Here is an 8,622-nt window from a genome sequence, read left to right on the forward strand (position 1 = left end):
ACCAGGCGGGTGCCGCCCAGCCGCGGTGGGGCCGTCGCTACATGCTGCGGCGACCAGATAGCGCACGCCCCAGCGTCAGCTCGTCCGCGAACTCCAGGTCGCCGCCCATCGGCAGGCCGCTGGCCAGGCGCGTCACGGAGAGGCCCGGGAAGTCCCTGAGCATCCTGACGAGGTAGGTGGCCGTGGCCTCGCCCTCGGTGTTCGGGTCCGTGGCGATGATGACCTCGGAGATGTCGACACCGCCGGTGGGAGTGCCGATCCGGTTGAGCAGCTGCCGGATCCGGAGCTGGTCGGGGCCGACCCCGCTCAACGGGTCGAGCGCGCCGCCCAGGACGTGGTAGCGCCCCTTGAACTCCCTGGTGCGCTCGATCGCCTGGACGTCCTTGGGCTCCTCGACCACGCAGACCAGCGCCAGGTCCCGCTTCGGGTCCCGGCAGATGCGGCAGGTGGTCTCGGCCGAGACGTTGCCGCAGACGTCGCAGAAGACGACGCCCTCCTTGACCTTCTGGAGTGCCTGCTGGAGCCGCTCGATGTCGGCCGGCTCCGTCGCGAGGAGGTGGAAGGCGATCCGCTGCGCGCTCTTCGGGCCTACGCCGGGAAGTCTGCCCAGCTCGTCGATCAGGTCCTGTACCGGGCCCTCGTACATCTGGTCAACCGATCTCTTGGCTGTCGCGGACCACTCAGCCCAGCAGTCCGCCGAGGCCGCCCTGGGCCAGCGGGCCGAGCTTCTGCTCCACGAGCTCCTGCGCCTTGGCGTTGGCGTCCTTGATCGCGGCGATCACCAGGTCCTGGAGGGTGTCCACGTCCTCCGGGTCCACGATCTTCGGGTCGATGGCCAGGTTCACCAGTTCGCCGCCGCCGGTGACCGTGGCGGTGACCAGGCCGTTGCCCGCGTTGCCGGTGATCTGCGTTTCGGCCAGCTGCTGCTGGGCTTCTGCCATCTGCTGCTGCATGGACTGGGCCTGCTGGAGCAGGGCCTGCATGTCGAACTGACCGGGTTGCACCGCTGGTCCTCTCGGTGGGTGTTCACGGGCTTTCGTGGATCGCGTCCAGCCTACGGGCTCGGTTTCCGGTCTTGTCGGACCCTCCGAGCAGGTCGAGACGCCGGAGCCCGGGTCGGCGGGGTGTGATCTATCTGGCCCTGTCCGGTCATTCGGACCTGTAGAGGGTCTCCTTAGTTAGGTTAGGATCGCCTTGGTTATGGCCTGCCCGGCCGGCCAACGCCGAGAACCGGCGCCCAAGGACGAGGAGTAGGTGTGACCGAGTACGACCGTGAAGAGATCGCGACGGGGTCGGCGGATCCGCTGGACCTGGTAGCTCGGCTGGCTCGGTCCGGATTCGACGACTACGTCGTCTACGAGCGCGCGGGCACCTGGACGTTCGCCGGTGGTGCGCTCGCGACGGTGACGCTCGACGCGGGGCGGGTCCGGGTCGAGGCGGACGGCGAGGTGACCGAGCGGTCGTGGTCGGGCTCGCCGGGCCAGGCGCTGCGCGAGGCGCTCGCGGAACTGCCGATCTCCGACTGGCGGGCGTACGGCCGGGTCAACTTCGGGTTCGCCTCGCTGGTGCCGGGACTGGCCCTGCGCGGTGCCGCGTCCCCCGACGGCGAGGTCGTCAGGCTGATCGTGCCGCGGGTCGAGGTGACGCTGGACGAGGGCGCGGCCGTGGTCCGCGGTGTCGACGTCGCGGACCGCGTGCGGGTGCGCGACCTGCTGATCGCCGACGTCGAGCTGGACGCCGGGCAGGCCTCCGCGGTCGACATCACGGCCGACAACGCCAACTACCGCGAACGGGTCGCGCAGGCGGTCAAGGAGATCCGCCAGGGCCAGTACCAGAAGGTCATCCTGTCGCGGTCGGTGCACATCCCGTTCCCGGTCGACATCGTGGCCACCTACGAGCTCGGCCGCCGCGGCAACACCCCGGCGAGGTCGTTCGTGCTGCGTCTGGACGGTGCCGAGGCCGCGGGCTTCAGCCCCGAGATCGTCGTGTCGGTCGACGGTGCGGGCCACGTCGTCACGCAGCCGTTGGCGGGTACCCGTGCTTTCGGCCGCGGTACCGCGCTGGACGCGGCGGCACGCCACGAGCTCGAGAACGACCCGAAGGAGGTCTTCGAGCACGCCGTCTCCGTGCGGACCGCGCAGGAGGAGCTGCGCCGCATCTGCAAGCCGGAGTCCGTGCACGTCGGCGACTTCATGGGGATCAAGGAGCGGGGTTCCGTGCAGCACCTCGCCTCGCTCGTCAACGGCGACCTGGCCGAGGACCGGTCGGCGTGGGACGCGCTGGAGGCGGTGTTCCCCGCGGTGACCGCGTCGGGCATCCCGAAGCGCGAGTCGCTGGACGCGATCGCCCGCATGGACGGCAGCCGCGGTCTCTACTCGGGCGCGGTCGTCGCGATCGACGCCGACGGCTCGCTCGACGCCGCACTCGTGCTGCGCGCGGTGTACCAGGAGGGCGACCACGCGTGGCTGCGCGCGGGCGCGGGCATCGTGGTCGACTCGACGCCGGACCGCGAGTTCGAGGAGACCTGCGAGAAGCTGGGTTCGGTCGCGCCGTTCGTCGTGCCCGCCTGACCATTCGCACAAGACGACGCACCCTCCGTTCACGGTGGGGGCGTCGTCTTGTGTCAGGGCTTTCGCCAGAGCAGCCAGGCCAGGTAGACACCGCCCAGCGCACCGGTCGCCACACCGACGGGCAGGCCACCGGCGACCCGTTGCGCGGCGAAGTCCGCCACCAGCACCAGGAGTGCGCCCATCCAGGCCGCGGGCAACAACCCCGCACCGTTCGACCGGACCAGCCGTTTCGCCAGCTGCGGTGCGACCAGCGCCACGAACGCGATCGGGCCTGCCGCCGCCGTCGCGACCGCGCACGCCGCCGTGCCGGTGACGATCAGGTACACGCGGGCGCGTTCGACCGGGACGCCGAGACCCTGCGCCACCTCGTCGCCCATCTCCAGCACCTCGAGCCACCGCACGCCGAACAGCAACGCGGGCACCAGCACGACGAGCGCGATCACGACCGGCCACAGCTGGGGCCAGCCGAGGTTGTTCAGGCTGCCGGTGAGCCACACCGTCGCGCGCGCCACGTCGGCGACCCCCGCGTTGACGATCAGGTAGAAGTTGACCGCCTGCAGGATCGCGCTGACACCGATCCCGGTCAGCACCAGCCGCATCCCGAGCACACCACGCTGCCACGCGAGCACGTACACGAGCAGTGCCGTCACGAGGCCGCCCACCAGCGCGCCCGACGACACCACGGCGGGGCTGCCCCCGATGACCAGGATGACGAGCAGGCCACCGGTCGCGGCACCGTAGTTGAAGCCGATGATGTCCGGGCTGCCCAACGGGTTGCGCGACAGGCTCTGGAACACCACACCGCTCATGCCGAGCGCCGCACCGACCGCGATCGCGATCAGCACGCGGGGCAGCCGCAGGTCGAGCACCGCGTAGTTCGTGACACGACTGCCGTTGCCGAGCAGCGTGCGCGCCACGTCGAGCGGCGCCACGTAGATCGCCCCGGTGCCGAGCGCGATCACGCTGACGACCACGATCGCGGCGACGAGGCAGAGCGAGATGACGAGGGAACGCCGTCGTGCCCGCGAACGAGGCAGCTCCAGCTCGACGACGGGAGCCGGGCGGAGGGCGGTCATGCGCGGACCGCCTTGTTCCGCCGCAACAGGACCAGGAACACCGGCCCGCCGAGCAACGCGGTCACCACACCCACGTCGATCTCCTCTCGCGCCATCACCCGCCCGAGCACGTCGGCCAGCAGCAGCAACGCCGGCGCGAACACCGCGCAGTACGCCACCACCCACCGCTCGTCGGGCCCGGTGAACACCCGGACCATGTGCGGCGCGACGAGGCCGACGAACACCAACGGCCCCACGGCCGCTGTCGCCGCGCCGGCCAGCAGCGTCACCGCGACCAGCGTCAGCAGCTGGGTCCGGCCCGGATGAGCGCCCAGCGACCGTCCCACGTCGTCGCCGAGCGACAGCACGTTCAACGGCTTCGCCAGCAGGACCGCCAATGCCAGCCCCGCCACCAGGAACGGCGCGACGTCCGTCAGCGTCGCCATGTCCGCGCGTGCCAGCGCGCCCACGGTCCAGAACCGCATCTGGTCCAGCGCGTTCTGGTCCACCAGGATCACGGCCTGCGTGAACCCGGTCAGGGCGGCCGACACCGCCGCACCCGCCAGCGCGAGCCGCACCGATGACGCGCCGGTCCTGCCCGCGATCACGTACAGCACCGTGCCGGCCACGGCGGCACCCGCGAACGCGAACCAGACGAACGCCCGCAGGTCCGTCACCCCCAGCACGCTGATCGCCAGCACGGCCGCGGCCGAAGCGCCCGCGTTGATGCCGAGCAGGCCGGGATCGGCGAGCGGGTTGCGGGTCAGCGCCTGCATCAGCGCGCCCGCCACCCCGAGCGCCGCGCCGACCGCGATGCCGATCAGCGTGCGCGGGATCCGCAGCTCCCACACGACGAACGCCGAATCGGAGCCGTCACGGGTTGCGAGCACGTCCAGCACCGTCGACAACGGGATCGACCGCGCGCCCACCGCGAGCGACAGCAGCGCCACGAGCCCGAGTGCGACCAGGCCGAGCACCAGTCCCGTGGCGCGGGACAGCACAGGGGTCTTGACGCTCACCCGTTCTCACCGGTGAGCAGACGCACCAGCGCGACCTTGGAGACCTTGCCGACCTTCGTCTGCGGGAACTCCTCCAGCACCTCGAGCCGGTCCGGCAGCTTGTACGCGGCCACACCGCGCTCCCGCAGGAACGCCGTGACCTCGCGGAGAGTCGGTGCCTTCTCCCCCTTGACGACGATGAACGCGCACGTGCGTTCGCCCATCACCTCGTCCGGCATGCCGACGACGGCGGCGTCGTGCACGGCGGGATGCGCGAGCAGGTGGTTCTCCAGCTCCTCCGCGGGGATCTTCTCGCCGCCGCGGTTGATCTGGTCCTTGCGCCTGCCCTCGACGATCAGGTGCCCGGACGGCAGCTGCCGCACCACGTCACCGGACCGGTAGTAGCCGTCGGCGGTGAACGCGCGCGCGTTGTGCTCGGCGGCGCGGTAGTAGCCGCGCAGCGTGTACGGGCCGCGGGTGAGCAGCTCGCCGCTCTCACCGGGCCCGACCGGTTCGCCCTCCTCGTCGACGACCAGCAGTTCGTCGGCCGGGCACAGCGGGGCGCCCTGGGTGGTGGTCTTCAGTTCGTCGGTGTCGTCGAGCCGGGTGAAGTTCAGCAGGCCCTCCGCCATGCCGAACACCTGCTGCAGGTCGCAGCCCAACGCCTCGCGCACACGCGACGCGGGCTCGGGGTTGAACTTCGCGCCACCGACCTGCAGAAGCTCCAAAGTGGACAGATCAGCGTCCATGAAGTCGACGACGTCCATCCACAGCAACGCGATCGGCGGCACGACCGCGGTCACCGTCACGCGGTCGCGTTCGATCAGCTCGAACGCGGTGTCCGCGCTGGGGTCCGGCGCCAGCACGACGGTGCCCCCGGTGGACATCGCGCCCAGCAGACCGGGCGAGGCGAGCGCGAAGTTGTGCGCGGCGGGCAACGCCACCAGGTAGACGGTGTCCGAGCTGAAGCCGGAGACCTCCGCACTCGCGCGCGCGTTGTAGAGGTAGTCGCTGTGCGTTCGGGGGATGAGCTTCGGCGTGCCCGTCGTGCCGCCGGAGAGCAGGAACAGCGCGGGCTCGAACGGGTCCGCGGCGGGAAGGTCGATCGGGTCGGCCTCGGGCAGGGGAGCGAACTCGGCCGGGTCGCCGGCCACGAACACCTGGCGGACCGAGGGCACCGCCTTGGTCACGGTCCTGGCGAGGTCGCGGTAGTCGTAGCCCGCACCGTCGTCCTCGGCGACGAAGTACGCGACCGCGCCGCTCAGCTCGCAGAGCGGGACGATCTCGCTCTCGCGGTGCGCCGGCAGGGCGAGCACGGGCAGCACCTGGGCGCGCATCAGGCCGAAGAACAGAGCGACGAACTCCGGCACGTTCGGCAGCTGCACCAGCACTCGGTCCTGCGGCGCGAGTCCCGCGGCGACGAGGCCGGCGGCGATCCGGTCGGCCCACGCGTCGAGCTCCGCCCACGTGAAGCGGGTGCCGTCGGCGGCGACGAGCGCGGTCCGATCTGCGTGCTGTTCCGCGCCTTCACGCAGCAGCACGTCGAGCGTCTGCTCGGCCCAGTACCCCTCCGCCCGGTACCTCTCCGCCAGTGCACCAGGCCAAGGCACGCAGCCGTCCAGCATCGTCGACTCCCTGAGATCACGGCAAGAAAGTTAGGCTAGGCTAGCCGACATACTGGAGGGATGGTGCCGTGCGCCTCGGTGAACTCATCGTCGATGTCACACCACTGCGCGAGGACCCGGCATACCGCCTCGTTTTCGCCGCGCAGACGGTGACCGTGCTGACCACAGCACTGACGAACGTCGCGATCAACCTGCACGTGTACCAGATCACCGGCTCGTCGGTGCAGGTCGGCCTGGTGGGCCTGGCGTTCGGCGCCGCCCTGCTGGTCGGTCTGCTGACCGGCGGTGTGCTCGCCGACCGGAACGAACGGCGCAAGCTCATCCTCGGTTCGCGGGTGGTCGTCGCGGTCGTGCTCGGCGGTCTGGCGGTCAACGCGTCGCTCCCGTCGCCGTCGCTGTTGTTCGTCTACGTCGCCGCGGTCATCGCGGGCGCGGTCGCGGGCGTCGGCGGATCGGCGCTGATGGCCGCAATCCCGTCCACGGTCCGGCCCGTGCACCTCGCGGCCGCGGGAGCCCTGCTGACGCTGGCGAGCCAGTTCGGCGCGATGATCGGCCCGTCGGTCGCGGGCCTGATCGCGGCCGGACCCGGTGTGGCGGCCTGCTTCGCGATCGACGCGGTCGGCTACCTGGTGGGTGTCGCGCTGCTCTGGAAGCTGCCGGCACTGCGCCCGGAGGGCGTCGACGAGGTGAAGGAACACCCCCTGCGGTCCATCGCCGAGGGGTGGAAGTTCCTGCGCTCCAACGCGATCGTGCGCGGACTGCTGATCATCGACCTGTGGGCGATGGTCTTCGCGATGCCGTACGTGCTGTTCCCGCAGATGGCGGCCGAGGTGTTCGGCGGCGGCCCGGAAGCGGTGGGGCTGCTGCACACCGCGCCCGCCGTGGGTGCGTTCGTCGGCGGCCTGTTCAGCGGCTGGGTCAACACCTTCCGGCACAGCGGCCGCGCGCTGATCGGGGCCGTGCTGCTGTGGGGCCTGTCGATCACCGCGTTCGGCCTGTCCGGGCACCTGTGGCTGGGTCTCGCGTTCCTGGTGGTCGCGGGCGCGGCCGACACGACGTCCGAGATCCTGCGCCGTGCGCTGTTGCAGCACCACACCCCGGACCGCCTGCAGGGCAGGGTGGGCAGCCTGTGGCTCGCGCAGGCGACCAGCGGGCCCGCGGTCGGCGGCGCGGAGGCCGGTCTGGCCGCGCGGCTGCTCGGCCCGGGGCTGGGCATCGCGGCCGGCGGTGTCATCTGCGTCGCGGGCGTCGTCCTGGTCGCACTGACCATGCCCGGTCTGCGTCGCGCGAACCTGCGGGGTGACGCGTGTTCGCAGACCTCCCCGGCATAAAGCTCTCCTACGACGACACGGGTTCCGGCGAACCCGTGGTGCTCGTGATGGGCGCGGGTGCGAGCGGCAGGGTGTGGCACCTGCACCAGGTGCCCGCCCTCGTCGAGGCCGGCTACCGCGTGATCACCTTCGACAACAGGGGAATCTCCCCCGCCGAGCCCGGGTTCACCGTCGACGACCTGGTCGCGGACACGGCAGGGCTCGTCGAACACCTGGGGCTCGGCCCGTGCCGGCTCGTGGGCACCTCGATGGGCGCTCAGGTCGTGGCGGAGCTGGCGCTGGCCCGCCCGGACCTCGTGTCCCAGGCCGTGCTGATGGCCACCCGCGGGCGGCCGGACGTGATGCGCGCGGCGATGGGGCTGGCGGAGAAGGAAGTGGTCGACTCCGGCGTCGAGATCCCGCCGCGCCAGGAAGCCGTCGACCGGGCGCTGCGCAACCTGTCACCGCACACGCTGAACGACGACGCGGCGATCTCCGACTGGCTCGACGTCTTCGAGATGTCACCGATCCTGTGGACACCGGGGCTGCGCGCGCAGCTCGACCTCGACATCGCGCTCGAATCGAGCCGGCTGGCCGCCTATGCGGACATTCAGGTGCCTTGTCTGGTCGTCGGTTTCGCCGACGATCTTCGCCTTCCGCCGCACCTGTCCCAGGAGGTCGCCGAGGCGATTCCCGGTGCCCGGTACGTGGAACTGGAGCGCTGCGGCCATTACGGCTACCTGGAGCGGCCGGACGTGGTCAACGCCGCAGTTCTGGAGTTCTTCGCCGCTGGACACCGTTAGACCCACCTAACTAAGGTAAGCCTCAGTTAACCCGTCTGGCTGGAGGCTGCAGTGACGAACCCCTTCGACGACGACAACGGGCGTTTCTACGCGTTGGTCAACGACGAGGGCCAGTTCTCGCTGTGGCCCACGTTCGCCGAGGTGCCCCAGGGCTGGCGGGTCGTCTTCGGCGAGGACACCCGCGAAGCCTGCCTGGCGCACATCGAGTCGAGCTGGACGGACATGCGTCCGCTCAGCCTCGTCCGCGGCGAGCGCTGAGGC

9 protein-coding genes are annotated in these 8,622 nt (G+C 71.0%); 4 read left to right on the plus strand and 5 right to left on the minus strand.

Annotated elements, in window-relative coordinates:
* Nucleotides 1–37: 37 nt before the first annotated feature.
* Nucleotides 38–646 carry a recombination mediator RecR gene (gene recR / locus IEY88_RS20720; protein WP_189156426.1) on the minus strand — a complete coding sequence of 203 codons (609 nt, stop codon included), beginning with the start codon at nt 644–646 and terminating at the stop codon, nt 38–40.
* A 34-nt stretch (nt 647–680) separates the two neighbouring features.
* The gene (locus tag IEY88_RS20725) at nt 681–983 is read right to left on the minus strand and encodes a YbaB/EbfC family nucleoid-associated protein (protein ID WP_189156655.1); all 303 of its coding nucleotides are present in this window, start codon (nt 981–983) and stop codon (nt 681–683) included.
* A 273-nt stretch (nt 984–1,256) separates the two neighbouring features.
* Between IEY88_RS20725 and IEY88_RS20730 the strand changes: the two genes are divergently transcribed.
* Nucleotides 1,257–2,570 carry a salicylate synthase gene (locus IEY88_RS20730; protein ID WP_189156427.1) on the plus strand — a complete coding sequence of 438 codons (1,314 nt, stop codon included), beginning with the start codon at nt 1,257–1,259 and terminating at the stop codon, nt 2,568–2,570.
* Nucleotides 2,571–2,623: 53 nt separating this feature from the next.
* Here IEY88_RS20730 and IEY88_RS20735 read toward each other — a convergent pair whose 3' ends face one another.
* From IEY88_RS20735 to IEY88_RS20745, 3 genes are read right to left on the minus strand one after another with little or no spacing between them, the layout of a single operon-like run.
* A complete protein-coding gene (locus IEY88_RS20735) occupies nt 2,624–3,646 on the minus strand; it encodes a FecCD family ABC transporter permease (protein ID WP_189156428.1) in 1,023 nt (340 codons plus the stop codon).
* Complete coding sequence (locus tag IEY88_RS20740; RefSeq protein ID WP_229693581.1) at nt 3,643–4,644, minus strand: FecCD family ABC transporter permease; 1,002 nt, start codon at nt 4,642–4,644, stop codon at nt 3,643–3,645. The genes IEY88_RS20735 and IEY88_RS20740 overlap by 4 nt, the downstream gene beginning before the upstream one ends.
* Entirely contained in the window at nt 4,641–6,248 is a 1,608-nt protein-coding gene (locus tag IEY88_RS20745; RefSeq protein ID WP_189156429.1) for a (2,3-dihydroxybenzoyl)adenylate synthase, read from the minus strand. Before IEY88_RS20745 ends, IEY88_RS20740 begins: the two co-directional genes overlap by 4 nt.
* A 68-nt stretch (nt 6,249–6,316) precedes the next feature.
* On the opposite strand from IEY88_RS20745, the gene entS reads away from it, so the two are divergent.
* Genes entS through IEY88_RS20760 form a run of 3 tightly spaced genes read left to right on the plus strand, consistent with a single transcriptional unit; the run spans nt 6,317 to nt 8,619 of the window.
* Entirely contained in the window at nt 6,317–7,579 is a 1,263-nt protein-coding gene (gene entS, locus IEY88_RS20750; protein ID WP_189156430.1) for an enterobactin transporter EntS, read from the plus strand.
* Nucleotides 7,555–8,361, plus strand: a complete 807-nt coding sequence (locus IEY88_RS20755) for an alpha/beta fold hydrolase (protein WP_229693582.1) — start codon at nt 7,555–7,557, stop codon at nt 8,359–8,361. The genes entS and IEY88_RS20755 overlap by 25 nt, the downstream gene beginning before the upstream one ends.
* A 51-nt stretch (nt 8,362–8,412) precedes the next feature.
* Entirely contained in the window at nt 8,413–8,619 is a 207-nt protein-coding gene (locus IEY88_RS20760) for an MbtH family protein (protein ID WP_189156431.1), read from the plus strand.
* Nucleotides 8,620–8,622 lie beyond the last annotated feature (3 nt).

This window comes from Lentzea pudingi, assembly GCF_014646255.1.
Classification (GTDB): Bacteria; Actinomycetota; Actinomycetes; order Mycobacteriales; family Pseudonocardiaceae; genus Lentzea; species Lentzea pudingi.